Source organism: Moheibacter stercoris (assembly GCF_040545805.1).
GTDB lineage: Bacteria > Bacteroidota > Bacteroidia > Flavobacteriales > Weeksellaceae > Moheibacter > Moheibacter stercoris.
Map to the genome: position 1 here is coordinate 44,305 of NZ_JBEPMO010000008.1, position 25,888 is coordinate 70,192.

30 protein-coding genes and 2 tRNA genes are annotated in these 25,888 nt (G+C 34.6%); 21 read left to right on the plus strand and 11 right to left on the minus strand.

The genetic code is table 11. From position 1 onward, the window contains the following. Nucleotides 1-21 precede the first annotated feature (21 nt). Nucleotides 22-399: an RNA-binding S4 domain-containing protein gene (locus ABID46_RS07985; protein ID WP_354508847.1), complete on the plus strand. Its 378-nt coding sequence runs from the start codon at nt 22-24 to the stop codon at nt 397-399. On the opposite strand, the gene ABID46_RS07990 is transcribed toward ABID46_RS07985, so the two are convergent. Beyond that, the gene (locus tag ABID46_RS07990; protein WP_354508849.1) at nt 374-892 is read right to left on the minus strand and encodes a shikimate kinase; all 519 of its coding nucleotides are present in this window, start codon (nt 890-892) and stop codon (nt 374-376) included. The genes ABID46_RS07985 and ABID46_RS07990 overlap by 26 nt on opposite strands. A 150-nt stretch (nt 893-1,042) precedes the next feature. On the opposite strand from ABID46_RS07990, the gene ABID46_RS07995 reads away from it, so the two are divergent. Together ABID46_RS07995 and ABID46_RS08000 are read left to right on the plus strand one after the other, a co-directional pair. Further along, a tRNA-Lys gene (locus tag ABID46_RS07995) sits at nt 1,043-1,115 on the plus strand. 51 nt (nt 1,116-1,166) lie between these two features. Next, nucleotides 1,167-1,239, plus strand: a tRNA-Lys gene (locus ABID46_RS08000). A 130-nt stretch (nt 1,240-1,369) separates the two neighbouring features. Here ABID46_RS08000 and ABID46_RS08005 read toward each other — a convergent pair. From ABID46_RS08005 to ABID46_RS08020, 4 genes are all read right to left on the minus strand, one after another. Next, complete coding sequence (locus tag ABID46_RS08005; protein ID WP_354508851.1) at nt 1,370-2,281, minus strand: hypothetical protein; 912 nt, start codon at nt 2,279-2,281, stop codon at nt 1,370-1,372. Between the two features lie 11 nt (nt 2,282-2,292). Continuing rightward, complete coding sequence (locus tag ABID46_RS08010) at nt 2,293-2,844, minus strand: ExbD/TolR family protein (RefSeq protein WP_354508853.1); 552 nt, start codon at nt 2,842-2,844, stop codon at nt 2,293-2,295. A 5-nt stretch (nt 2,845-2,849) separates the two neighbouring features. Further along, nucleotides 2,850-3,449 (minus strand): ExbD/TolR family protein, encoded by a 600-nt coding sequence (locus ABID46_RS08015; protein ID WP_354508855.1) that lies wholly within the window; start codon nt 3,447-3,449, stop codon nt 2,850-2,852. A 79-nt stretch (nt 3,450-3,528) separates the two neighbouring features. Further along, a complete protein-coding gene (locus ABID46_RS08020) occupies nt 3,529-4,347 on the minus strand; it encodes a MotA/TolQ/ExbB proton channel family protein (RefSeq protein ID WP_354508857.1) in 819 nt (272 codons plus the stop codon). 269 nt (nt 4,348-4,616) lie between these two features. On the opposite strand from ABID46_RS08020, the gene ABID46_RS08025 reads away from it, so the two are divergent. Together ABID46_RS08025 and ABID46_RS08030 are read left to right on the plus strand one after the other, a co-directional pair. Continuing rightward, nucleotides 4,617-5,183 carry a cob(I)yrinic acid a,c-diamide adenosyltransferase gene (locus tag ABID46_RS08025; RefSeq protein ID WP_354508859.1) on the plus strand — a complete coding sequence of 189 codons (567 nt, stop codon included), beginning with the start codon at nt 4,617-4,619 and terminating at the stop codon, nt 5,181-5,183. Continuing rightward, nucleotides 5,176-5,784 (plus strand): thiamine diphosphokinase, encoded by a 609-nt coding sequence (locus ABID46_RS08030; RefSeq protein WP_354508861.1) that lies wholly within the window; start codon nt 5,176-5,178, stop codon nt 5,782-5,784. Before ABID46_RS08025 ends, ABID46_RS08030 begins: the two co-directional genes overlap by 8 nt. A 133-nt stretch (nt 5,785-5,917) precedes the next feature. Here the strand turns inward: ABID46_RS08030 and ABID46_RS08035 are convergent, their stop codons facing one another. After that, the gene (locus ABID46_RS08035) at nt 5,918-6,553 is read right to left on the minus strand and encodes an HAD family hydrolase (RefSeq protein WP_354508862.1); all 636 of its coding nucleotides are present in this window, start codon (nt 6,551-6,553) and stop codon (nt 5,918-5,920) included. Nucleotides 6,554-6,596: 43 nt separating this feature from the next. Continuing rightward, nucleotides 6,597-7,889: an exo-beta-N-acetylmuramidase NamZ family protein gene (locus ABID46_RS08040; RefSeq protein WP_354508864.1), complete on the minus strand. Its 1,293-nt coding sequence runs from the start codon at nt 7,887-7,889 to the stop codon at nt 6,597-6,599. A 17-nt stretch (nt 7,890-7,906) separates the two neighbouring features. Between ABID46_RS08040 and ABID46_RS08045 the strand changes: the two genes are divergently transcribed. The 9 genes from ABID46_RS08045 (at nt 7,907) to ABID46_RS08085 (ending at nt 15,444) form a co-directional block, all read left to right on the plus strand. Next, a complete protein-coding gene (locus ABID46_RS08045; protein WP_354508866.1) occupies nt 7,907-9,142 on the plus strand; it encodes an ABC transporter permease in 1,236 nt (411 codons plus the stop codon). 239 nt (nt 9,143-9,381) lie between these two features. Further along, entirely contained in the window at nt 9,382-9,891 is a 510-nt protein-coding gene (locus ABID46_RS08050; RefSeq protein WP_354508868.1) for an RNA polymerase sigma factor, read from the plus strand. After that, the gene (locus ABID46_RS08055) at nt 9,878-10,552 is read left to right on the plus strand and encodes a DUF8845 family protein (RefSeq protein WP_354508870.1); all 675 of its coding nucleotides are present in this window, start codon (nt 9,878-9,880) and stop codon (nt 10,550-10,552) included. The genes ABID46_RS08050 and ABID46_RS08055 overlap by 14 nt, the downstream gene beginning before the upstream one ends. A 1-nt stretch (nt 10,553) precedes the next feature. After that, complete coding sequence (locus ABID46_RS08060; RefSeq protein ID WP_354508872.1) at nt 10,554-10,901, plus strand: hypothetical protein; 348 nt, start codon at nt 10,554-10,556, stop codon at nt 10,899-10,901. 44 nt (nt 10,902-10,945) lie between these two features. Continuing rightward, nucleotides 10,946-12,916, plus strand: a complete 1,971-nt coding sequence (locus ABID46_RS08065) for a TonB-dependent receptor (RefSeq protein ID WP_354508874.1) — start codon at nt 10,946-10,948, stop codon at nt 12,914-12,916. 171 nt (nt 12,917-13,087) lie between these two features. Beyond that, the gene (locus ABID46_RS08070) at nt 13,088-13,315 is read left to right on the plus strand and encodes a hypothetical protein (protein WP_354508876.1); all 228 of its coding nucleotides are present in this window, start codon (nt 13,088-13,090) and stop codon (nt 13,313-13,315) included. Between the two features lie 28 nt (nt 13,316-13,343). Then, on the plus strand, nt 13,344-13,790 hold the full coding sequence (locus tag ABID46_RS08075) for a DUF4625 domain-containing protein (protein ID WP_354508878.1): 447 nt from the start codon (nt 13,344-13,346) through the stop codon (nt 13,788-13,790). A 97-nt stretch (nt 13,791-13,887) separates the two neighbouring features. After that, complete coding sequence (locus tag ABID46_RS08080; protein WP_354508880.1) at nt 13,888-14,742, plus strand: ATPase; 855 nt, start codon at nt 13,888-13,890, stop codon at nt 14,740-14,742. Further along, the gene (locus ABID46_RS08085) at nt 14,743-15,444 is read left to right on the plus strand and encodes a formyltransferase family protein (RefSeq protein WP_354508882.1); all 702 of its coding nucleotides are present in this window, start codon (nt 14,743-14,745) and stop codon (nt 15,442-15,444) included. Here the strand turns inward: ABID46_RS08085 and ABID46_RS08090 are convergent. Further along, entirely contained in the window at nt 15,431-17,104 is a 1,674-nt protein-coding gene (locus tag ABID46_RS08090) for a hypothetical protein (RefSeq protein WP_354508884.1), read from the minus strand. The two genes, ABID46_RS08085 and ABID46_RS08090, sit on opposite strands and share 14 nt — an antisense overlap. Before the next feature lie 177 nt (nt 17,105-17,281). On the opposite strand from ABID46_RS08090, the gene ABID46_RS08095 reads away from it, so the two are divergent. The 4 genes from ABID46_RS08095 to ABID46_RS08110 are packed head-to-tail and all read left to right on the plus strand — an operon-like array spanning nt 17,282 to nt 20,144. After that, complete coding sequence (locus ABID46_RS08095) at nt 17,282-17,815, plus strand: RNA polymerase sigma factor (protein WP_354508886.1); 534 nt, start codon at nt 17,282-17,284, stop codon at nt 17,813-17,815. 7 nt (nt 17,816-17,822) lie between these two features. Next, on the plus strand, nt 17,823-18,383 hold the full coding sequence (locus ABID46_RS08100) for a hypothetical protein (protein ID WP_354508888.1): 561 nt from the start codon (nt 17,823-17,825) through the stop codon (nt 18,381-18,383). Further along, on the plus strand, nt 18,370-19,404 hold the full coding sequence (locus tag ABID46_RS08105; protein ID WP_354508890.1) for a hypothetical protein: 1,035 nt from the start codon (nt 18,370-18,372) through the stop codon (nt 19,402-19,404). Before ABID46_RS08100 ends, ABID46_RS08105 begins: the two co-directional genes overlap by 14 nt. A 23-nt stretch (nt 19,405-19,427) precedes the next feature. Then, nucleotides 19,428-20,144 (plus strand): head GIN domain-containing protein, encoded by a 717-nt coding sequence (locus tag ABID46_RS08110; protein WP_354508892.1) that lies wholly within the window; start codon nt 19,428-19,430, stop codon nt 20,142-20,144. A gap of 67 nt (nt 20,145-20,211) precedes the next feature. Here the strand turns inward: ABID46_RS08110 and ABID46_RS08115 are convergent, their stop codons facing one another. The 3 genes from ABID46_RS08115 to ABID46_RS08125 all read right to left on the minus strand — a co-directional run bounded on the left by ABID46_RS08115 (nt 20,212) and on the right by ABID46_RS08125 (nt 24,384). After that, a complete protein-coding gene (locus ABID46_RS08115; RefSeq protein WP_354508894.1) occupies nt 20,212-21,417 on the minus strand; it encodes an NAD(P)/FAD-dependent oxidoreductase in 1,206 nt (401 codons plus the stop codon). An 80-nt stretch (nt 21,418-21,497) separates the two neighbouring features. Continuing rightward, nucleotides 21,498-22,817: an NAD-dependent succinate-semialdehyde dehydrogenase gene (locus ABID46_RS08120; protein ID WP_354508896.1), complete on the minus strand. Its 1,320-nt coding sequence runs from the start codon at nt 22,815-22,817 to the stop codon at nt 21,498-21,500. A gap of 13 nt (nt 22,818-22,830) precedes the next feature. After that, nucleotides 22,831-24,384, minus strand: a complete 1,554-nt coding sequence (locus ABID46_RS08125) for an FMN-binding glutamate synthase family protein (protein WP_354508898.1) — start codon at nt 24,382-24,384, stop codon at nt 22,831-22,833. A 138-nt stretch (nt 24,385-24,522) separates the two neighbouring features. On the opposite strand from ABID46_RS08125, the gene ABID46_RS08130 reads away from it, so the two are divergent. The 3 genes from ABID46_RS08130 to ABID46_RS08140 are packed head-to-tail and all read left to right on the plus strand — an operon-like array spanning nt 24,523 to nt 25,816. Next, nucleotides 24,523-25,131 carry a fumarylacetoacetate hydrolase family protein gene (locus tag ABID46_RS08130; protein ID WP_354508900.1) on the plus strand — a complete coding sequence of 203 codons (609 nt, stop codon included), beginning with the start codon at nt 24,523-24,525 and terminating at the stop codon, nt 25,129-25,131. Nucleotides 25,132-25,161: 30 nt separating this feature from the next. Continuing rightward, nucleotides 25,162-25,602 (plus strand): universal stress protein, encoded by a 441-nt coding sequence (locus ABID46_RS08135; RefSeq protein ID WP_354508902.1) that lies wholly within the window; start codon nt 25,162-25,164, stop codon nt 25,600-25,602. A gap of 1 nt (nt 25,603) precedes the next feature. Continuing rightward, nucleotides 25,604-25,816, plus strand: coding sequence for a (4Fe-4S)-binding protein (locus ABID46_RS08140; protein ID WP_354508904.1), 213 nt, complete (start codon nt 25,604-25,606; stop codon nt 25,814-25,816). Nucleotides 25,817-25,888: the final 72 nt, after the last annotated feature.

Below are 25,888 nucleotides of genomic sequence, written 5' to 3' on the forward strand. Positions count from 1 at the left end.
TTCCTATAATCAAATTTAATCATGCGTTTAGATAAATTCCTTTGGTATGTTCGGTATTTTAAAACAAGAAGTATTGCAGCAGATGCCGTAAAAAAAAATCGAGTGAAAGTAAATGGCGACGTTGCAAAAGCTTCCAGAGAAGTTACACCCTCTGATGTAATTACCGTTAGAAAGGATCAAATCGATTACCAATTTGAAATTATCCAATTGCCCAAAACTCGTTTAGGAGCGAAATTGGTTAGTCTACATATCATGGACAAAACGCCCAAAGAAGAATATGCGAAATTGGAATTGCGCAAAATGGAACAAGATTATTACCGCGAAAAAGGTGAGGGGAGACCTACCAAAAAAGATCGTCGTGATTTGGACGATTTTATGGATGGGGAAGAAGAAGCCTAATCTCTTCCACCAATTCATCTACAGATTTTGACTTTACATCTACTATTGATTTCGCTTGGTTGTAAAAGTTACTTCTTTCGAATAGATGTTTGGCAATAAATTCGGGTAATTCATCATCAGGAATTCGCGCAATCAAAGGCCTATTTTCTTTTTCATGAACTAAACGATTTCTCAATTCCATAGGAGTCATGCGTAAATAAACCGAATGAGTGTGGAGATTAATTTGATTCATGTTGTCATAATAAACGGGAGTACCACCACCCAAAGAAAGCACATAACTGTCCTCTAAGCTTAGTACTTCTTCTAACGTCGCTTTTTCCAATTTACGGAATCGAATTTCCCCTAAAGCCTTTAAAGTGTCTGAAATGGATTGATTTGTTTTATGTTCAATCTGCTTATCCAAATCGATAAAATATATACCCAATGTTTTTGCCAAAAGCTCACCAATAGTGGATTTTCCACTTCCCATATACCCAACCAACGAAATCTTCATAATTTTTTATCTGGGCACAAATTTCGAAAAAATCTTATAATCAGACCATTAAAAAAGAAAGAATAATATTTTTAAAAATAATCCTAGAAAGCTCTTTGGTTTTTAAAAATTATTTCTACATTTGCATCCCGTTAGACAAGTACTAACGATGACTCGGTAGCTCAGTTGGTAGAGCACAACACTTTTAATGTTGGGGTCCTGGGTTCGAGCCCCAGCCGGGTCACTAGTAGCGGAACAATAGTTTCGCTATTTTAATGTTAATTTTAGAGTTTATGACTCGGTAGCTCAGTTGGTAGAGCACAACACTTTTAATGTTGGGGTCCTGGGTTCGAGCCCCAGCCGGGTCACAGAAAGCGAAATAGTTTTATTTCGCTTTTTTTGTATTTTATACTTTTTAGAAATCAATCCTTATAAATAGAGACAAAAAAAAGAGAAGCAATTGCTTCTCTTTTTTGTATGGTTGTACGTGGTAATCTATTAATTCGCAGATCTCCAAGTTACAGGTAAGTCAAACTGTAAGTTTACACTTGAACCATCTTCTAGTTTTGCAGGGGTAATTAATCTACCGCGTGAAGCTAGACGAGTAGCGATGCTTTTCAACGCTCTTTCAGACTCTCTACCTAATTCGGCATTAACACCTCCAGCGCCACCTTGTAAGGCTTGAACTTGGATGATTTTTCCAGATTTGTCGATAACGAAACGAACTTTAGCTACTGCTTGAGATTCACCTCTATCACTCATTCTATCAGAAAAATCAGCTAATTGATCTCCTAATTCTTCGTTCAATTTTTGAGACATACATTGTGTTAACTTCGTTTTGTCTCCACTGAACTTTTCACATCCAGGAAATACCGCCATATCTTTAACTTGACGTGCTGTAAAGTTTCCAACTGGAGCAGGTTTTGGAGCTGGTGCAGTACCTGTTCCTTCTTCCTGTTTTGGTTTACTTACAATCGTGGTGGTTTTCTCACCTTCCTTGTCAACGTTAGAGATTTGCTTGTCTTGCATATCCTCCTGTTTTGCAGGTGGAATTTCAATTTTCACTTCCTCTTTAGGCTCAGGAATAACCGCATTAACTTGTGCTACTTCTGGTTCTGGTGGAGGAGGTGGCGGTTCTTCCTCAGGTTTGATTTCTTCTTCTTCAATAATTTCTGGTTCTTCAATATTTTCCAAAGTTACAACTACTTCTGTTTCAACTTTATCTTTTCTATTGAAAACCGAATTATACGTGAAAACACCTGCGGTTACTAAACCAATGACCAATAATCCGATTAAAAATGCTTTTAACAAGGTAGAACGTTCGGTCATCCTAAGGTCATACGCACCGTATTCTTTGTGTCTGTTTTCGAATACAATGTCATCTAGCGATTTGTAATTTTCTTTTGACATGACTTTTCAGATTAATTTTTACTACTAATTCCACTTTTCTCTCTATACACATTTACTTCGTTTTCTATGATATCAACGATACCATATCTTGAAGACTCAGTAATTTCCATTTCATCCAAGACGTTCACCAAATTTTCATAAGTTGAATCATCTGTTGGTTTAATGATCACGGTAAATTTATCAGCATCTCTTGCTCTTTTACGAGCATCGATGATAACTTTTCTAATACCTTCTTTGGTATAATCGGTTTGATTCAAACCGTCTGCTACCAATTTAGTTTTATCCTCTTGATGCCAGAATATTGTGTTTTCTCCTCCTAAAATAATGGAAATTGAGTTTGACAAATGAATTTCCGGAGTCTCCTGAGGAATTTCCTTAGGTGGAGTTTTCGGAGGCATATTTAAGCTCATCACGTTGGGTTTACTAAATGTAGTGGTAAACATGAAGAACGTGATCAAAAGGAAACCTAAATCTGCCAAAGGAGTCATATCAACTGCTGTCGACTGCTTCTTCGCTCTTACCTTGCCACTATCATTGCTTTGTTTTTCTTCTATTTGTGCCATGGGTATTAATCTTTAGGTTTTGCTTCTGAATTAGTTTGTAACTGAAACTTGTTAATGTCGCGGTCAACTAATTGCTTAATTAAATCTCTGAACTCAGGGTAATGTGTCCCTACGTCTCCTTTGATTGCAATTTTTACTTCAGGGTCTTGAGCCATTGTCAATTGAACCCAGTCAATTAATTGCGTATCTACACTATCTAATGGGATACCAGGAATGAATGTTTGTTTTTCACCGTCTGATAAATTCAAATAGGATTTTAATTGTCTAATCGGAACAGGAATTTCTGAAATTTTACTAAATGCGAATTTCTCTGCTTCGGTGAAATTAATACCATGTTTTGCTCCCATACTTTCCAATACTGGAACTTTATTACTGTCGTCAACAATACTAAAATAATATTTTCCTTCATTGTTGATGGTGATTCTCATCAAATGACCATCTTGAATTTTGGTTTCTGCGACAGAGCTAGGTGTTTTCACAGGGACAATATCCGGCTTCTTGAACTGCGTGGTTAGGATGAAGAATGTTAGCAACAACCAAGCCATATCACTCATCGCCGTCATATCCATGTGGATACCTTGTCTTTTTGGTTTAACTCTTGCCATTATTCATTTTTTTTTGTTATCAATAATTTTGTTAATCAAACGGAATACGATTCCGTCACTTGAATTTCAAAAAAATGAATTAATGGTGAGATGCGAAAGATTGTTGAATGCTCATACCTACTTCATCAATTTTGAAGGTCAAGTCATCAATCTTATTTGTAATCATGTTATAAACGATGATCGCGATAGCTGAAGCTCCAATACCCATACCGGTGTTGATAAGTGCTTCTGCAATACCTACTGATAATGCTGCAGCATCTGGAGTTCCTCCTCCTTCACCTAAAGCAAAGAATGCCTTGATCATCCCGATTACCGTACCCATTAACGCGATTAACGTACCAACTGATGCAATGGTTGAAATAATAGAAGTGTTTTTCTCCAAAGTTGGCATTTCCAACGTTGTAGCTTCTTCTAATGTTTTGTTTAATTCAATCAACTTTTGCTCTTTGTTCATAGAGTTATCATTAGACAAAGCTTTGTACGTAGTCAAACCTTCTCTAACAACGTTACCTACTGAACCTTGTTGTTGATCACATAATTCCAAAGCTTCGTTGATTTTGTTTCTTCCAACTAAATCACGGATGTTTTCAACGAATTTGGTAATGTTACCTTTACCAGCTGCTTTGCCCAATGCAAAAAATCTATCAATACCAAAAACGATTACCATTAAGAAAAAAGACATTAGGAATGGAATAATCACACCTCCTTTGTAAATAATCCCCATGAAGTTTTTCGGGTGTCCTGCCGTAGTTCCTCCTTCGAAGTTATTTACGCTTCCAAATAAACCATAGAAAATAGCCATCGCAACGCCTATTAAAATAATGATTGTAATTGGAGCATTTAATCCCCCTCTTTTAGATGTTCTTGTTTGAATAGTTTCATTTGTTTCCATTTCCATTTTTAATTTAAATTATCACTAAATTTTATTTACAAGAATGCGAATCTATAATTTTATCTTAAATAATTCGCTTTTTTCCCTTAAATTTTTTAAAAAGTTTACGTTAAATTGATTCTCAATTAACACAACAAAAATTCAAATATTTGATAAAGAATTATTTGAATTTTCGAAATTGCAACAAAAATTGAACCAAGTTTTTCAATATTTGAAAATACTATCAAAAACTTATGAGAAACTTAAAAATAAATATCTTTGAAAAAACTATCTAAATGAAAGTGTACACAAAAACAGGGGATAAGGGAGAAACTTCTTTATATGGTGGAGTAAAGGTTTCCAAAAATCATATTCGAATTGATTCTTACGGAACCGTTGATGAATTGAATTCCACAATTGGATTAATTAGAAGTTATCCTTTATCACAAAGCATTATAGATCAATTGATTCAAATTCAAAAGAATCTTTTTCATGTAGGAGCAGAGCTAGCTACTCCTGCAGCAAAATTGTATCTCGCCAATGGTCAATGCCGATTACCTAAGTTGATGGAAGAGGGAGACATTTTGCAATTGGAAACCTGGATTGATGAAATGGAGGAGAAGCTTGAACCTTTAATGCATTTTATATTACCAGGTGGAAATTTAGCGGCTTCTCAGGCTCATGTGAGTCGTTGTATCTGTAGAAGAGCCGAAAGAATTACTGTTTCTTTACATGAATTGGAAGAAATTCGCCCAGAAGTGATTAAATACTTAAACCGATTGTCGGATTATTTGTTTGTACTCGCACGAAAAATAGCTATGGATGCAGGGCATGAGGAAATTAAATGGCTACCCAATGAATAAAGTCGCATTATTCTTAAATGGCCAAGCCCCAAAGCTAGTTCCGAATATTGAACAGTATGAATTAATTTATTGTACTGATGGAGCTTATGGATATTTATCTAAATTAAATATTCAACCAGATGTGATAACGGGTGATATGGATTCACTGGATTTACAATTAATTTCTGATGGAATTGAAATTATCCCGACACCCGATCAAAACTTCACAGATTTTGAAAAAGCTCTGCAAATTATCAACGATCGAAAGCACCAAGAAGTTCATGTATATGGAAGTAGTGGCATGGAACATGACCATTTTCTAGGGAATCTAACAGCTGGATTGAAATTCAAAGAAAAATTGACACTTTTATTTTTTGACGATTATAGTTATTATTTTTTCGCAGATAACCAAACTAGATTAGATGGCTACGAAGGAAGAATAATTTCCTTGTATCCATTCCCAGAAACAAAAAATATTACCACCAAAGGGTTAAAATATCCGCTTCAAAATGAAGATTTATCTATCGTCGCTCGGATCGGAACTAGAAATCGCGCGGAATCAAATGAAGTAGAAATAAATTTTGAAGAAGGGAATCTATTAATTTTCATACAGAACAAATAAACGGAAAGGAAGTGTTTCTTTTCTTCCTTGAAATTCTATTTAACATAATATAAATTATAGGCATTTTTACTAGGTAAATTTTAGGATAGAAATGAGGCAAATTCACCAACCTATATAATATTATATATATACCTTATAAAATTGGTATCAAATCTTTAAAATCTTGAATGATATAGTTTGGTTTTTCCGTTTCTAATTCTCCAAAACCATAGGCACAAAAAATAAAATCCAAACCATTGGATTTAGATGATTCAAAATCTGTTTGTGTATCACCGACATAAACAGTTTCAGTTTCGTTTAGTTTATTTCGGTCTATGACGGATTTAATATTTGAGGCTTTATTTTGTTTCGTTCGTCCGTAAGATTCGAAATCTTTGAATATATCTTCAAAACCAAAATAATCCAAAAATGCTTCAATGTAGCCGTCCTGACAATTGCTTACAATGTATAAATCATGACCTTTTTTTAAATATGCCAAGGATTCGGCAACATAAGGATACAACAATCCACCTTTTTCACGAATCGTTTTGTTTTCATGTTGTTTAATTTCCATCAGAATTGCTTCCAGCTTTTCCGATGAAATTCCAGGAACAATATCGCGTAAAATATCTTCTGCCAATAATCCCATGTATGGATTTAGATCATCAATTTCTAAGGGTTTTGAAATCAATTCAGCACGAAGCAAAATGCGATTCCAATTATCGATGATGGTATTTCTGGAGTCCCAAAGTGTACCATCTAAATCAAAAATTATATTTTTATATTTCAATTTAAATAACTCTAATGTAGTAATTTATAAATTTTATATAAACTTATGGATAAATTAAATACTTTGCTCTAACTTCTTTGAATTTATCCAAATCTGCCTGCCAAGATTTTTTAATTTCTTCTTCTGAAAGTCCTGCTTCAATCTGTTTTCTCAGCTGATCGGTCCCTGCTAATTTATCAATCCACAATTCCCCTGAATTTTTAATCCAAAAGGGTTCTTTTCCTTCATAATTTTGATAAGCTCGAATTAACCATTCCAACTTAATTTCATGCACATCGGGATGATTTGACAAATCTTCGCCATAACAAACTTGACCTTTGAATCGTGGATCCTTGGCTCCTGCGTTTGGCTGTGGTGTAAATTGATACGGCATATTTTTCAGGAATGGCGAACCATATACCATAAATGGTTTATCTGTTCCACGACCTTCACTTCCATTGAATGCTTCAAAAAAGCAGGTAGACGGATATAAATTAATGGATTTGTCGTTCGGTAAGTTGGGCGAAGGCTTTACGGGTAAGGAATAAGGCGTATCATGCGTATAGTTTTTCAATGGAATAATTTCTAAATCAGCTTTCAGTTTACCTGCCAACCAACCTTCTCCATTGATCATTTGCGCATATTCTCCGATTGTCATCCCGTAGACAATCGGCACAGGATGCATTCCTACGAAAGTTTTGTACTTCATACTCAAAACAGGTCCATCTACATAATGTGCATTGGGGTTTGGTCTATCTAATACGATCACCTTTTTTTTCGTTTCTGCAGCCGTTTCCATCACATAATGCAAGGTAGAAATATAGGTATAGAACCTCGCTCCTACATCTTGAATATCAAAAACAATGATATCCAAATCGGCATATTGTTCTTTGGTTGGTTTTTTATTCTTTCCGTACAAAGAGACAATAGGCAATCCCGTTTTGGTGTCCTTACCCGATTTCACTGTTTCGCCAGCATCGGCATCTCCTCTGAAACCATGTTCAGGAGAAAAAATCTTCTTCACTTCCACTCCATTGGCAATCAAATGATCCACGATGCTTATTTGTTCAAATATGGCACAAGTCCCCGAATTGGGTTCATTTCCACAATTCTTCTTACCTATCATCTTTGTTCCATCGGTTATACCCGTTTGATTGGTCACAACTCCTACTCTTTTTGCTTTTAAAATTGGCAAATACACATTGGATTGTTGTGCTCCGGTTAGAACCTCTTTTGTTATACCATTTGTCTTGATTTCATCTTTAGAAACATCCTTTACAGCTTTTGGTGTTTGAGCTTGACAAGAAATCGAAAGGAATAATGCAAATGCTGTATATTTGAAAAGATTTTGAAACATAACTAAAATTTTAAGGTTTGAATTTTTCTTGGTGGTTTGCAAAAAAAATTGCGTTTGGTAAAAGTAGTAAAAATAACCTTTCTACCACGATTATCCGTATTGGACAATTAGCTGTTGCCATTGGAATTATGGTAGCATTGATCACGCTTTCTACAGGAATTGGCGCAAGAAAGGGAATCAAACAAAAATTAGCCGACTTCAATGGACATATTACCATCAAACCTTACAACAGCAATCAATCCTTTAATTCGGATTCTTTATCCATTCAACAAGATTTTTATCCGATCTTCACCTCTATTCCAGAAGTTACCCACGTTCAAGCCATTGCTTTAAAAAGTGGAATCATCCGAACGCCCGATAATTTTAGTGGAATTGTATTAAAAGGTGTGGGAACCGATTATGATGTCCAACGTTTTGATTCCTATTTAGTAAAAGGAAGATTTCCAAACATCGAAAAAACGAAGATCAGTGATGAAGTTGTTCTTCCACAAAAAATTGCCAACGAATTGCATTTGGATGTGGATAGTAGCTTTGTTACTTATTTCCTTCAAGACACAGGAAAGCCTATCTATAGAAGGTTTAAGGTTACAGGAATTTTCTCCACGGACATCAAAGACTTTGATGATATTTATATTTTAGGAGACATCAAACATGTTCAACGTTTGAACAAATGGGATAGTTTGACGATTGGAAGTTTTGAATTGTTCACCAATAACGTTGAAAAGATAGATCAAACGGCTAACAAAGTCAATGAATATATTGATTTCCAATTATACGCCCAATCCGCAACGAGTTCTTTTACCCAAATCAATGATTGGATTGAAATCTTTGACACCAATATTTTTGTGGTATTGTTCATTATGCTATTGGTTGTCATTATTAATATGATCATGGTTTTGCTGATTCTTATCTTAGAAAGAACGCATTCCATCGGTTTATTAAAGACATTGGGCTCTACCAATTGGAGAGTTCGTAAAATATTTATCTACTACTCTATTTTCATTATGATCCCCGGATTATTTTTCGGAAATCTCATTGGAATTAGTTTGTTATTAATTCAAAAATATTTCAAGGTCATTAAGCTTCCAGCAGAAAATTATTACCTTTCTGTAGCTCCAGTTCACCTAGATTTGACTCAAATTTTGCTTTTAAATCTCTCCGCAATCCTAATATCGGCGGTAGTTTTGATCTTTCCGTCCTACTTAATTGCAAAAATTTCTCCGAGTCAAGCCATGAAAATCAATGAGATATAAATTTCTTGAGATTTTTTTGAATTTTTTCCTGAATTCTTCTTTGTAGTTCAAAAATATGTCGTAAAATTGCACTGGAAATAGTGAAAACTATTTTCATTAGGTTTAAGTTGGTTAGGGGGAATACCCTCGTTCAGTTTTGAGCGAGGGTTTCTTCGTTTTTACCCCTTCTGGAAATTCTATCCCATAATTTTGCTATGTTCATATTCTATTCTATTTTTGTCTACTATATAGGTTAGGAATTGAATTCAAAAGAAATTGATTTTACACAATTAATTCAAAACAATCAAGGGATTGTTCATAAGGTATGCCGTATCTATACGGATACCCAAGAAGAACATGAGGATTTATTTCAAGAGATTGTGTTGCAACTTTGGAAATCATTTGATTCTTTTAAAGGGGATTCCAAATTTAGTACTTGGATGTACCGCGTTGGGTTAAATACTGCCATTACCTTGATACGTAAAAAATCAAAATCAATCCCTGTAACCTCCATAGATTCAACTAACTTTTCACATCTTAAATCACAGGAATACGATGAAGTTCAGGAAGAACGTTTAAAACTACTGAATTCGAGTATTAAAAAATTAAATGACGTCGAAAGAGCATTGGTTTTATTATATTTAGAGGAACTTCCTTATAAGGAAATTGCCGAAACAATGGGAATTACAGAAGTTAATGCTCGTGTAAAAATGAACAGAGCCAAAGAGAAACTTAAAGAAATGATGAATCCAAGTTATGCAAGGAAATAATACAGATAATAACGAATTAGATGATTTAAAATCTTTATGGCAAAGCCAAGAAGATAAAATTACCTATGATTCCGATGATATATTCAAAATGATTCATCGCAAATCAGTCAATTCCATTCAATGGTTATTTATCATCACAATCATTGAGGTAATTATTGGTATCTCGATGTCTATTTGGACTTTATTTTCTGGAAAACATGTATATGATCAAGAAAGAATTAAAGTTATTGGTGAAGATATTTTCACCAAATACGAGAATTTCTCACATATAGGTTTATTTGGATCTTTGGTTATTTTCGGAATTACTTTTTATTTCTATCGAAAAATTAATTCTTCTTTATCGGTAAAAGATTTAATGACTTCGATAATTAAATTCCGTAGAATTATCACTTGGTTTATCATCATCTGGATTGTTGGAATTTTGTTACTCTTCACCCCTATCATGGTCGAGATGGGTTCCAATACTTACCTCAATAGCCAGCCTCATTTAAATGAAACCATTGAGTCAACCAAAATGACCGCCCAAAAGGTTGGATACATCATGGCGATAGTTACCATTGTGTTAATGTTAATTTTTAGCGGAATTTATTATGGATTGATTTATGGTGTATTTTTGCGACGCTTAGGTAAAAATTTAAAAGAATTAAAAAACATCAAATAATTTGAAGTTTAAAGTAACCCATAAAAACTGGATTTCCATCTTGTCAACAAGTCTTTTCTTCTTGTTGATTATGATGCAACCTATCCATCAAATTGGGCATTTATTTGATCATCATTCTCATCATTGTCATACCGATCATTCGTCTCAAGAAAAGTTTCAAAACAGTGAAAATCATTGTGAAGTATGTGAATTCCAATTTGCTCAACCTTTGGAAATCACATTTGATGTCTTTGAATTCAATGATTTTACCACCAACATACAACTTCCATCTATAGGGGAAATAAAATCCAAAATTTCAACCTATAAATTCGACTCAAATTTTTTAAGAGGACCTCCAAAAATTGCTTAAAAACCTTTCTATTAATCGTTTTTAGTAATTTTTAAAACATCATTATGCAAATGAATCGTTTGCTTCTATTCTTATGTTTCATAGGGATTGGAGCCAATGCACAAATTTCCATTCAAGGATCAGTAACATCCGCAATGGGAGAATCTTTGAAAAATGTAGAGATACAATTCAATGAAAAGAAAGCGTATACAGATAAAAATGGTCGCTATCAAATCGTTTTAGCAGAATCGGGTCAATACGATATTTCCATTGACTTTCCCTTATATGAACCATGGTTGGAGTCAAAATATTTATCCCAAAATGAAACTATAAATTTTATTTTGGAGCCCGAAATTATCCAATTGTCAACATCATTAATTCAGCATCAACATGAGGCAAAGGTTGAAAACAAAGAAGTTGTTAATCGTCAATTTTTGCAAAATGAATTTGCCGGATCTCTTGCCAAAACTTTGGAGAAAATTCCAGGAGTTCAGTCCATGGAAATTGGTTCTGGAACTTCAAAACCCGTCATTCGTGGTTTGGGATTTAACCGTATTTCGGTTACCGAAAATGGTATGAAACAAGAAGGACAACAATGGGGAGCAGATCACGGATTGGAGATAAGTCCATGGGCAATTGAAAAGATAGAAATCATCAAAGGTTCTGGAGCTTTGCAATACGGAAGTGATGCCATTGGAGGTGTGATTTCCATTCAGAACAATGTAAAACCAGCGAAACATTCTTTCAATGGACATTTTATTGGAATTGGAAGATCTGGCAATCAATCTTTGGGCGGAGCGGTGAAAATTCAGAAACGATATGAAAATTTTTATTGGAAGTTTTCCTCGAATTATACTGATTTTGCCGACTACGAAATTCCTACAGAATCCATCCGATATTTATCAAGAAACATCCCTATTTACAATAGCCGATTGAAGAATACTGCTGGAAATGAATTGTCCACTTCCATCCAATTGGGATATGATTCCCATGAATTGGAGAACACATTTAACTTCAGCCTCTATCAGCAAAAATTAGGATTTTTCCCAGGTGCGCATGGCGTTCCAGATTTAAGTCGCGTGGAAGATGATGGCGATCGAAGAAACATTGGATTTCCTTTTCAAAAGGTTCAACATCTTAAATTTCAGAACGAAACCATCTTACCCTTTGGGGAAAGTGAATTGAAATTCTCTTTGGGTTTTCAAAACAATCATCGACAAGAATTTAGTGAGTTCCATACGCATTATGGAAATTCACACACTCCTCCTCTGGTTGATCCAAACCTAGAATTGGATTTTAATTTATCGACGTATGATGCTCATCTGAAATTCGAACATTCTATTTTGAGAAATTGGGAGTCAGTATTGGGAATCCAGTCTCAAATTCAACACAACCAAATCAAAGGATATAGTTTTTTGTTACCAGAATTTACGAAACAAAATTTCGCAGGATTTTGGACGAATAACTGGAAATTTCATGAAAGGTGGAATTTGAATTTTGGAATCAGATTGGATTATACCAAACTGTCAATCGCTGAATTTTTCGATGATTATTTGCATCAATTTCTTATTCAAAATGGTCATACAAACGAAAACGCAGAAATTCTTGCACAAAGAAGCGAAGCTTTATCCAATGATTATTGGAATCTGAATTATGCAATTGGAGCGCTTTATCAACCAACTTCCAATTTAGATTTTAATTTTAATCTAAGCAGCAACTTCAGAGTTCCTAATGCGATTGAATTGGCTTCCAATGGAATTCATCATGGTTCATTTCGTCATGAAAAAGGAAATCCCAATTTGGATCCTGAAAAAGGATGGTCAAGTGATTTGAAAATTACCTATCATCCGGATTCGTGGAATTTTATTTTCAATCCTTACTTCTATTATTTCCAAAATTATATTTTCTTACAACCAACCGTTCAATTTTCGCCTCTTCCACACGGTGGTCAAATTTACCAATACAACCAAGCGGAAGCGTTTATCACAGGAATGGAAGCGACTATTGAAAAGAAATTTTGGAATCGTTTGAACTGAATATTCAGTGTTGAATTCCTTTACAATCAACAGAAAGATCGAGATTCAAAAGAGAAGTATCCGCTTCCTTTTAGTCCACCAATTCAATTTTTCAACGAATGGGATTGGGAAATTATTTCGAAGGGAAAAACTTTTGAAAATCTACATTTTTCAGTTCAAGTAAAACATGCGATGAAACAAGATCGAGTGGCGAAGAATGAGGAAGAAACAGGTTCGTATACCCTATTTGGAGCAAAAATTCAATCAAAATTAAAATTGGGCAAGTTTCAATCAGACATCATTTTGTCGGGACAGAATCTTTTCAATCAAACCTATTTCAACCATATGAGCTATTACCGCGCATTGGAAATTCCAGAAATGGGTAGAAACATACAATTAATCATTCAAATACCTTTTTAAAACATAACTAACTCAAAAAATTAAAAAAATGAAACAACAAATTGTAACGTACAGTCTATTATTAGCATCCGTTTTTACTTTTCAAGCTTGTTCATCTGACGATGATTCAGCAGACACAACAAAACCTACAATTGTCTTAAATACACCTACAGAGGATCAACACTTTCATCCAGGTGAAAGCATTGCATTGAATGCAAATTTTACAGACAATCTAGCCTTGGGATCTTATAAGATTGAAGTTCACCATGCGGGAGATGGTCATACACACAAAAATGCGAACAGCGCAGAATGGTATTACATTCATACCGCTACAATTGAAGGGAATCCAAATAGCTATCAAGCAACGCATTTAATAGAAATCCCAACTCTTATTGAAGGAGATTCTATTGAATTGGGCCATTATCATTTAGGAATTTATTTGATTGACGCAGCAGGAAACGAACAGCAACAGTTCATCGAAATTGGAATAGACTAAATAGTTTTGAAGAAGGGAATTGATTTCCCTTCTTTTTTTTGTGTTTGCAGAAATCCTTCAAACAACCTAATTTAGCCATCCACTAAATAGCCATACCATGATAGCAATCGCCGATAGCGGATCGACCAAAACGGATTGGGTCATTTTGAATGATGACTTGTCTGAACATTTTAGAAGCAATACCATTGGTTTCAATCCATACCATATTGACTCAGATTCGATTGAAGAAGAAATGTTCAAAAACGAGGAACTCAAAACGATTGCCGAGAAAATTACCAAAGTCTATTTTTATGGTGCAGGATGTTCGGCTGATTTCTTGAAAGATACCGTCAAAAAGGGATTTGTAAAATTTTTCCCCAATGCCGAATTACATGTAGACCATGATTTATTGGCTGCTTGTTATGCTGTTTACAGGGGAACTCCTGCGATGGTTTGTATTTTAGGAACGGGTTCCAATGCTTGCTATTTTGATGGAAAACAAATCAAAGAAGCAACACCTTCCATGGCGTATATTTTGGGAGATGAAGGAAGTGGAAACCATATGGGTAAAAAATTGCTTCATGCCTATTTTTCAAAGAAAATGCCGAAAGAATTGGCAGATAAATTTCACGAAACCTATCATTTAACCATCAGTATTCTCAACATCAATGTTTATCAGAAACCATTGGCAAATGCATATTTGGCTTCGTTTAGTACGTTCGTTAACGAGCAAAGAGATCATCCATTTATGCAAAATCTGATTTACACTTCGATGTGTGAATTTTTCGAAAATCAAGTGATTCCCAATCCAGAAGCGAGATTCTCAGAAGTGAATTTCATTGGATCTGTTGCTCATTATTACGAAGATATTTTACGTGCTGTTGCTCCTACTTACCATTTAGAGGTTGGCCATGTGGTACGTAAACCTATCGACAATTTAGTCAATTACCACAAAGAATATATTTTAAAATAAATGAATCAACCTCAAATTGTTGTCATTTCTTACAACACGCCACATAGAAAAACGCAAGACGTTTTATTTCAATTAAAAGCCAAAGGATATGAAAAAGTAACAGTTTTGGCTTTGCCTTTTGTTCAAAGAGAAAATCCGTTCAAACCTATTTATGCGCATCGTCCTTCAACTGCTATTCAAGTTGAAACAAATCTTTTATGTGAAAGACTTTCGTATGGTTTTGAAACTGTGACAGCCGATGAGATTCATCCGTACTTAGAAAAACATCCAACGGATTTCATTTTAATTGCCGGTGCGGGACTTTTACCAGATGAATTGGTTGAAAACCATAAATTGATCAATTCTCATCCAGGTTGGTTGCCCAAAGTTCGTGGATTGGATTCTTTGAAATGGGCAATTCACAACAAACAACCTCTTGGTGTTACTTGCCATTTTGTGGATTCTGAAGCTGATGCTGGATTTTTAATTGATCAAAAAATGGTTCCGATTTACAGCAACGATACCTTTCATTCGGTTGCTTATCGTCAATATGAAATAGAAATTGACATGTTGGTCAATAGCATTGAAATCATTCCGACAAGAAAAGATTTCCCATCCTTGAGCACTACAGAGTTTGAAGCAACTCGTCGTATGCCCAAGGCGATTGAGCAAACTATTCTAGAAGAATTTGAAGCATACCGAAACGAATTTACTCAAGATTAATTCGTTCCCCATACAAAACTTGCCCAAAGGGCGACAAGACAACCAATTGGTAAATTCCTTTTTCAGGAAGATAAAATTGGTTGTTTTCGTTTGAATATATCTCTTGAATTGCAACAGGAATAGGTCGATTGCTGATTACATCTGTTTCATTATATATGTGAATAATATTTCCTTCCAATCCTCTTCTATAGTCAAATGTATACGCGATTCGATTTTCATTTATCCAATCATTTTTTGACGGGAAAATCACTTGAATATCAAAATATCCATCTGCAACAGTCCAAATTTTGCCATCCTTGTTTACCATAACAGTTGGTTCTGAAATCTTCTCCGAAACATTGTTTCGCCAAGATGCTGAGCCTAAATTGGAAAAAATCGCCTGCTCAATGGTCAATGGATTTACGTTGGTAATTTCATAAAAACGTTGCGCCATCATTTTCCAATCACTTTTTTGCTTTTCTTCGATATGACTATGACCCGCCAAAACAATCATTCGCTTATTTTTTTCAAAAATTGTTTTCAAATTTTCTGCTTGTATAGAATCTTTGAAATTATTGAACGCCATTCCTTTCAAATCGGTTTCCAAGGTATTTTCATAGGGTAAAATTTCAAATCCTAAATCTTTGGCTTTTCGTAGCAAATTCCCAAATTCTGGTTCTCTCGTATAATAGCCAGCCATTTGGGTTGGAACATTTCCAATAAAAGAAGAATCATTTGTGCTCAAAGCTTCCACAGCCAAGGTTTTAAAACCCTGAATTTTCAAATCGCTTAATAGTTGTGCAAGAAAAATCCGATTTTCAGGATTCATATGATTTTCATTGAACATCACAACCTGCTGATCTATTGTTTGTTGAAGTATGAATTCATTGGCTGATTGCGGTTGAAAATCATCAGAAATCTCAAAAGGTTTTCTATTCTGATAGTTAAAAACTTGAGCGATTAATCGATTTCGACTGTCCAAATCGCCTAAAAAACTCAAGGCATTTGCCTTCATCTGTTTGCCATAGGCAGTGGTATCCTTGATGGATTCGAAGTATTTTAGATAATTTCCATAGGGATTTGATTCAAAACTTTTGTTCTCTTCCAATTCTTGAAATAAATGCGAATTAATGGTGAAAAACAATCTATTTAATTCGTCATAATAGAAAACTTGATGAGGATCTTTCTCGTAATTCGGGCGATTGATGGATAAGAATCGCAGTTGACCATTACCCTTTTCCAAAAAAGTATCGACCACTTGAAAATTCATAAAAGGATAAAAGAATTGAATTCCATTTTGAAACCTATAAAAATCAATTCCTTCCATTTTTTCATTCAATAGTTCACTAGAAAGATTGTCATAAAAGAAACCAAATGTATTGTTGAATTCCGAGATATCATTAAAGGTAAAAAGAACTTGATGGTCAGGTTTAGATTGGATTTTAAATGTTATGAGTTGAGATAATTCCTTTTGATTGATCCAAATTAACTCCTTATCACCTTGAAATTGCTTATAATCACCCATTAAATAAAGTGAAATAGAATCCAAGGGTTGACCAAGTTGTACTTTTTGATAGGATTTTACATCACTCGTTACTTGGGTTTGAGTAGATTGAAAATAATTAGTCGAGCAGGCGCTCATTAGTATACATCCTATAAATAAGAATCCAAATTTCCTCATATATCTTTTTTAAATTCAACAAAACATAAATTATCGTTATGTCGGTAAAATAAAGGCTTATAGAAGGTTTTTCAAATTTAGATTATTCGAATTTACTATTTTAATTGAAATTATTTCTTAAAACTGTAACAACTTGTAAAAGGAATTCGTCTTTTAGATAGAACGAATAATTCGACCTTGAAACTATTTCAGATCCATACAGAAAAGCAATTGATTTCGCAATGTCTAAAAGGCAATACCAATGCCCAAATGACTTTGTACAAAAAATATGCGGCTGCTATGTACAACGTAAGTAGAAATATAATCAAGGATGATATGCGCGCTGAAGAAGCCATGCAAGATGCGTTTCTTTCAGCTTTTGACAAATTAGATGAATTTAAAGGAGAGGTAACCTTTGGTGCTTGGTTGAAAAAAATTGTCATCAATAAATCTCTAGATTATCTAAAAAAGGACAAAATGTATGAGAAAATGGCTTCAACAGATGACTTATCCATCATAGAAGAATTAGAAGAATTTGATATCACCGAGCAAATCGAAGCAATCAAAAAAGCAATGGATTTACTTCCAGAAAATTATCGAGTTATTTTCTCTTTGTACTATTTAGAAGGATATGATTACGAAGAAATTTCTGAGATTTTAGAAATGAGTAATACCAATTCAAGAGTGATGCTAAATCGTGCTAAAAATAAACTAATTACATTATTAAATTAAAGGAATAATGGAAGATAAATGGAAAGATATAATTGGACAAAATAAGGAAAAATTCCAACAAGAATTTACCTTACCAAATGGTCATGAGGATCGCTTTATGTCCAAATTAAAGGAACAAAATAAACAACAACAAAAAGTTCAAATTAATTATTGGAAAGTTGCAGCCATATTTATTCCGATTGCGATGTTGGCAACGTATTTCTTTTTAGAATTCAGTCCAACAACAAACGAAACTTTAGAAAATGATAGAATTTTGGCTGCTTATTCGCCCGATTTAAATGAAGCTGAAAATCATTTCTCATACATCGTTCAGCAGAAAATTGAAGAAGTAAAAGCACTTGAAACTCCCGATAATAGACTGTTTATTGATCATTCCATGACCAGTTTAAACGAATTACAAAAAGATTATAATCGATTATTAATAGACCTAAAAGAAAGCGGTGGAAACGCTCAAGTCGTACGTTCCATTCTTCAAAATTTACAATTCCAAGTGGAATTATTGGAAAACGTCTTAACTCAAATTGAAAGCATTCAAAATTTAAAAACAAAACAAAATGAAACTATATAACTTTCTCTGGATTATCCTTTTTGGAATTCAATTTGCTTGGGGAGCCAAGCCCGAAATCATTGAATCAAAAGTCATCAAACGTAGTTTTGAAGTGAACTCAACAGCTGATGTTAAAATTAACAATCGATACGGAAACGTAAACATCAGTAGCTGGAATCAAAACAAAGTTGATTTTCATATCGAAATTCAAGTTGACGGCAAAGATGCTCAAAGGGTGAAAGATCGTTTGGATGCCATTAAAATCAATTTTTCATCTAACCAGAATTTAGTTGCCGCTGAAACCCTTATCGAGAATATCAAAAATCAGAACAATGTGAATATTTCCATTCATTATTTCGTAAAACTTCCGAAAACCAATAACGTTTACATCCAAAACCAATATGGAAATATTGATATTGATAATCTTAAAGGTTCTACCAATATATCCCTGAAATACGGAAACTTCACTGCAGGTCAATTGCAAAATGCCATCAACTTATTGGATTTTGATTATGTAACCAAGGCTAGTATCGATTTTGTTCAATCTGCATCCATCAATCTGGCTTATAGTAAAATAACGATTTCAAAATCTGAACTTATAAATACAAACGCTCGTTATTCTGATATTTCTTTAGGCGAAGTTCATGATTTGATTAACAACATTAGCTATGGAAATTTGTCCATCCAAAATGCCAATGCTGTCACCAATGCGTCAAGTTATAGCAATATTAAAATTGAAAACTTAAGCAATTCATTTGTCTTTTCAGGGAAATATGGTTCAATCTCCATAGCTCATGTCAAAAAAGGATTCAATAAAGTTTCCATCGGGTCAAATTACATTTCGGTCACTTTGGGAATTGACAAAGATGCTGGATATAAATTGGAAGGCAATTTTAAATATGGAAGTTTATCCTTTCCTCAAAATGTCAAAATGTCCAAAGAAATTCAAAAAGGTTCCTCTGCCTCCTATGAAGGTTCTGCAGGAAATGGTTCAGGTGACATCTTATTGAACATGACCTATGGAAATGCGAAAATCAAATAAGTAAACTATAAAAAAAATATACGATGAAATCACTATTTTTAACAATCTTAGCCAGTTTGTCCATCATTTCTTGCGGACAAGAAACCATCAAAGGAAACGGAAAATTAACGAACATAACCAAACAAGTTAGTGCAAATTTTGATGGAATTGGATCCTCTGGATCCTTCGACATTGAAATCCAAAATGCGCCTCAAGATGGAAAAATCCAATTAGAAGGTGAATCCAATATCTTGGAAAAAATTGTGGTGGAAGTAGAAAATGGAAAATTGAAAATTGAATTCAAAAGAGGATATAATTTTCGCTCTTCACAACCGATTAAAATTACTTTGAAAGCCCAAAATTTAAAATCAATTGCTTTATCGGGTTCAGGAAACATTCGTGCTCATGGCACTCAAAATGTGAACGAATTTACAGCTGCAATCAGTGGTTCCGGTGATATTGAAGCCAATGTAAAAGCAAATCTTACAACGGCAAGTATTTCAGGTTCTGGAGACATTAAGCTTTCAGGAAAAACAGATGAATTCAAAGTAGGAATTTCTGGATCTGGGGATGTTTATGCCTATAATTTAAATGCGGATAATGTCAACATTGGAGTTGCAGGATCGGGTGATGCAGAAGTTACCGTTAACAATTCTTTACTAGGTGCTGTTGCTGGATCGGGTGATATTTCTTACAAAGGAAATCCCTCAAAAGTAAAAGTGAACTCTTCAGGTTCTGGAGATGTGATTCATGTTAAATAAAAGCCTCATCGTTTTACTCATTATTGTAAATCCCAGATTTCATTCAAGAAATCTGGGATTTTTCATTTTACCGATCAAACGCAAAAACTTCTGCTCGCTCATCCTTTTTACCCGATAATTCATTTGCGATTATTTGTGCAGCTATCATACTAAACGTAATGCCATTCCCACCATATCCCAAGGCGAAATACATGCGATCTTTTCCCGGCCAAGTTCCAATATAAGGCAATCCATCAGCGGTGGAACTAAAAGTTCCGCACCATGCCATATCTACTATAAAGGGAATGTCTGGATAAACTTTCTTGAATTGACGTTCCAATTTTTTGATTTTATTGCGTAATAATTTGTCTCGCTTATCAGGATTTTGAAATTCTTCATCTTCTCCTCCAATCATAATCCGATTATCAATAGTTGTTCGCATATAGAAATATGGTTCTTTGGTTTCCCAAATCAAACTACGCTCTGGCCATAATTCATCTTCATGCACAGGTTGAGAAACCAAGGCATAGGTCGACAATAAATTCATGACTTTTTTAGGAAGAAATTGACCTGCTTCAAATCCAGTGGCAATGATTACATACTTACACTTAATGATATGTCCACGTCGAGTTTCCAATTCGTAGCCATTTTTCACTTCTTTCCAATCCACTATTTCGGTATGGGAATAAAGCTCTAGTTCTTTCTTTTTTAAATGGTATTTGAGTAAACCTGTCGCCGCTGCATAACAATCCATTTGTGCGGCTTCTTTATTTTTCAAGGCTGCAGGCGCTTTGATATTGTGTTTCTTTAAAACATCTTTTTCATTTAAATACTCCACTGGAAGTCCATGTTTTTGACGAATTTCAAATTCATCTTCCAACAACTTCACATCTTTTTTGTAGGAAGCCAACCAAACACTAGACAAAGATTTATAGTCTGCATTTACTTTGGCTTCTTTTAAGACTTTTCCAACATCAGCAATGGATTCTAAACTTGCATGATAGGCTCTACTCGCGAAATCTTCTCCTACAATTTTGGACATTTCGCACAATGGAATATCAATTTCGTATTGCAATTGAGCCGTACTTGCAGCAGTGGAACCAGTTCCAATTGTCCGTTTATCAAATACTGCGCAAGGAATTCCTGCTTTGCAGAGTTCATGCGCAATCAAAGATCCGGTTATTCCAGATCCTATGATTGCTACATCTATTTTATAATCATTTTCTAAAGGATGAAAATAATTGAACAATTCATTTTTGATAATCCAATAGGCCAATCCAGAATGTAAATCCATCTTGAATAGATATTTGGTTAGTAAAAACTAAAATAAGGATTATTCGAATTGATTTAAGAATTATTATTTACGAAATAATTTTAATTTTTAGCAATAAAAACGGTTTTAGTGTTGACAAATTCACGGATTCCTTCCTCAGATAATTCTCTACCAAATCCAGACTTCTTCACTCCACCAAAAGGCAAAGCAGGATCGGATCGAACCATTTGATTCAAAAATACAGCTCCTTCCTCAAACAAATGAATGTTTTCTTTCAATAAATTGACATTTTTTGAGAATATAGAAACACCTAAACCAAAGCTTGTTAGATTGCTCAACTGAATTGATTCTTCAAGTGAATTTACTTTCATAATGACCGCAACAGGACCAAAAGTTTCTTCTTTAAAAACGGGCATTTCTGTCGTTATATCAGTCAAAATAGTTGGTTCAAAATAGGCTCCATTTCGATTTCCTCCAACTAAAACCTTTGCGCCCATTTCAACAGATTTGGTTACTTGATTTTCTAATTCTTCTGCCAAATCTTCACGAGACATAGGTCCCATGGTAGTGGTTGGATCAAAAGGATCGCCCAATTTAATTTCTTTAACTCTTTCTGAGAATTTCGATAAGAATTCCTCATAAATTCCTTCTTGAACAAGAAAACGTTTTGCAGCGATACAACTTTGACCCGCATTACGAAAACGCGCATCAATTGCTCGATCAACTGTTATGGACAAATCGGCATCATCCAATACAATAAATGCATTGCTTCCGCCTAATTCTAAAACCGATTTCTTAATATTTCTCCCCGCAATTTCCGCAACAGAAGACCCTGCTTTCTCACTTCCCGTTAAGGAAACAGCTTTCACGTAAGGATGATTTAACACTTCCTCAATATGTCTGCTTTCTAAAGGAAGATTTAAATAGGTTCCTGGTTCAAAACCAGCTTCTAAAAAGATATCTTCTATCAATTGAGCCGATTTGGGAACGTTACTAGCGTGTTTTAACACAATGGTATTCCCTGCTAAAATCGTAGGAATCGCAAATCGAAAGGCTTGCCAAAAAGGAAAATTCCATGGCATAACTCCCAAGATCACTCCTAAAGGTTCGTAGCGAACCAAGGCATCATATTTATCGGTCGAATACGATCTATCCGCCAAAAATTCTTCACAATGATCTGCGTAAAAAGTACAGTTTAAAGCACTTTTTTCAATCTCTGCATACGATTCATAAAGAGCTTTCCCCATTTCTTCGGTGATCACACGACCAAATTCCTCTTTTCTTGCAAGAAGAATTTCTCCAACTTTTCGAACTTTCTCAATGGGACGAATTGGAAACGAAGCCTTCTTTTTCAAAAAGACTTCGTTTGCTAATTCTATTTTTTGAAGCGCCTGTTGGATGTTTAGATAATTATCAGGCATAATATTAAATGATTTATAGAGAAGGAGTGAGATCTTTCATTTTCTCTAAATAAGCTCCTTCTTTTACTTCTGGATACAATTCATCGTATCTCATTACTTTATTATAGGCTACACGTAAATTGATGTAGCTTCGGTCAATTTCACTATGATGCACAAGACCAGCCGCAGAAATCAATTCTGCAAAACTCTTCATCGTATTCTTATGGTAATTGTACATACGAACCGATTTGTCTTCTACATCCAATCCTTTCATCAAATCAGGATCTTGGGTCGCAACACCAGCTGGACATGTATTCGTATTGCACTGCAAAGCTTGAATACAACCAACTGCTAACATCATCGCTCGAGCACTAGAACACATATCTGCACCTAATGCCAAAGCTCTAGCAATCGAGAAACTACTATTTAATTTCCCTGAAGCCATTACTTTGATGTCTTTTTTCAAATCATAACCACGTAAGGTATCAACTGCAAATGCCAATCCATCTAACAATGGCATACCCAAGGAATTGGAGAATTCAACTGGCGCAGCACCCGTTCCTCCTTCTCCTCCATCAATGGTAATGAAGTCTGGTTTTAACCCTGTCTTCACCATGGCTTCACAGATATCGATGAATTCTTGCTTCACCCCAATACACATTTTGAAACCAATGGGTTTACCTCCAGACAATTCACGCATTTCATGAATCATTCTCAACAATCCTTCTGCATCTTTAAAAGCAGAGTGAGATGGCGGAGAATCCACTTCTGTATGAGGTTTCACCCCACGAATTGCAGCAATTTCTGGTGTATTTTTTTTCGCTGGTAAAATCCCTCCATGACCAGGTTTTGCACCTTGAGAGATTTTCAACTCAATCATTTTAATGTTCTTAATTTGAGACGTGATTTTAAATTTCTCAGGAGAGAACTTTCCATTATCAGCACGACAACCAAAATAACCTGTTCCCACTTGCCAAATCAAATCTCCACCTGGCTCTAAATGATAAGGACTTACCCCACCTTCACCAGTATTATGCGCAAATTGACCCATTTTAGCTCCTTTGTTCATGGCCAAAACGGCATTTTTACTCAAAGATCCAAAACTCATAGCTGAAATGTTCAACAAACTTGCCGAATAAGGTTGTGTACAATGTTCACCACCCACCATAACTCTTGGCGCTTCGTCTACTTTCATTTTCCCTGCATACATCGAATGATTCATCCATTCGTATCCCACATCATAAACATCCATTTGGGTTCCAAAAGGAACTGTATCGGTTACGTTTTTCGCACGCTGATAAATCATACTACGTGTAACACGATCCATAGGACGACCATCACGGTCATTTTCCACAAAGTACTGCATGATTTCAGGACGGATGCTTTCTAAGAAATAACGCAAACGACCTACAACAGGGAAGTTTCGTCTGATCGCATGTTTTTTCTGATTAATGTCAATAATTCCCAATATAATCAAGGGAAGGACGAGGACAAATGCCCACAAAATAGGTTTCCAGAAAAGTGAAATGATTAGTAATAATGCTGTAATAGAAACAGATAACGTAATAAACAGTGGCCTTACTTTCATACTTGCGTTTAAATTCTGCAAACAAAATTAATCATTCTCTACTAACTTCACAATTACAAATTTCTTTGAAAGAATTTCTGAATTACGAATTAATCAATATAAATTGATAATTTTGAGGTTTATTTATAAGAAAACCTCATGAAAATTATTTGTATTGCAAGAAATTATGCTGATCATGCAAAAGAATTAAATAATGAAATTCCTGAAAATCCTGTATTTTTCATCAAATCAGACACTGCAATTCTTCCCAAAAATCGCGATTTTTATCTACCAGAATTTAGTCAAGATGTACATTATGAGGTAGAGGTGATTTTGAAAATTTCCAAAGCGGGAAAATACATCCAACCCGAATATGCGTCGAATTACTTTGAAGAAATTTCCTTAGGAATCGATTTTACTGCGAGAGATTTACAAGCTCAATTGAAATCCAAAGGTCATCCTTGGGAAATAGCCAAATCATTTGATGGCTCTGCCGTTATAGGTGATTTTGTTTCAAAAAATGAATTTGATTTAAACAACCTTGAATTTGAATTGCATCGCAATGATGATACGGTTCAAAAAGGCAACACTAAAGATATGATTCATTCATTTCACAACATTATTTCTGTAGCTTCTCAATATTTCACCTTAAAAACTGGAGACATTATCATGACCGGAACACCATCGGGTGTAGGGAAAGTAAATGAAGAAGATCAATTGGTTGGATTTTTAGAAGGTCGAAAAGTTTTTGATATTAACGTCAAATAATGTAACTTTAAAGAATTAAAAGCCTTTACGATGTCTCAAAAAATTTTAGTCCCCATTGATTTTTCCGATTTCAATCAAACAGTGATAGCCAAAGCATTGGACTATGCAAAACTTACACAAGCAGAGATTTTCCTCATTCATGTTGCTACATTGGATTTAGGTGTAATCGTGAGTGAAACTGGATTTACTTATTTACCTGAATTGGAAGATACGGCACTAAAGGAAGAGGCAGAACAATTGGAAATTCTACAAAAAGAAATTCAAGGCAAGGGATTCAATTGTCAAGCAATCATCAAACAAGGAATTCCAGCAGATATCATTTTAGAAGAAGCCAATTCAATTTCTGCTGATTTAATTGTCATCGGTTCATTGGGGCATAATACCTTATATAATATGTTGATTGGAAGTGTAGCTTCAGAAGTCATCAAAAATTCAAAAATCCCTTTATTAGTTATTCCAAAAGCCAAATAAAATGGAAACCAAACGATATCCTAAAAACGAAAATTTCACTGTCTTATGGACAGCCTCAAGATGTATTCATTCTGGAATTTGTGTAAAATTATTGCCAGAAGTTTACCATCCAAAAGACAAACCTTGGGTTCTTCCTGAAAATGCCGAAATAGAAGAATTAAAGGCACAAATTCATAATTGTCCATCGAGGGCATTGGAATATGAAGAATTGTAAATCTCACAATTAATGGAGACTTTTAATAAGAATCATCTAAACAATGATTGCTTTCTTTTCATCATATGAATT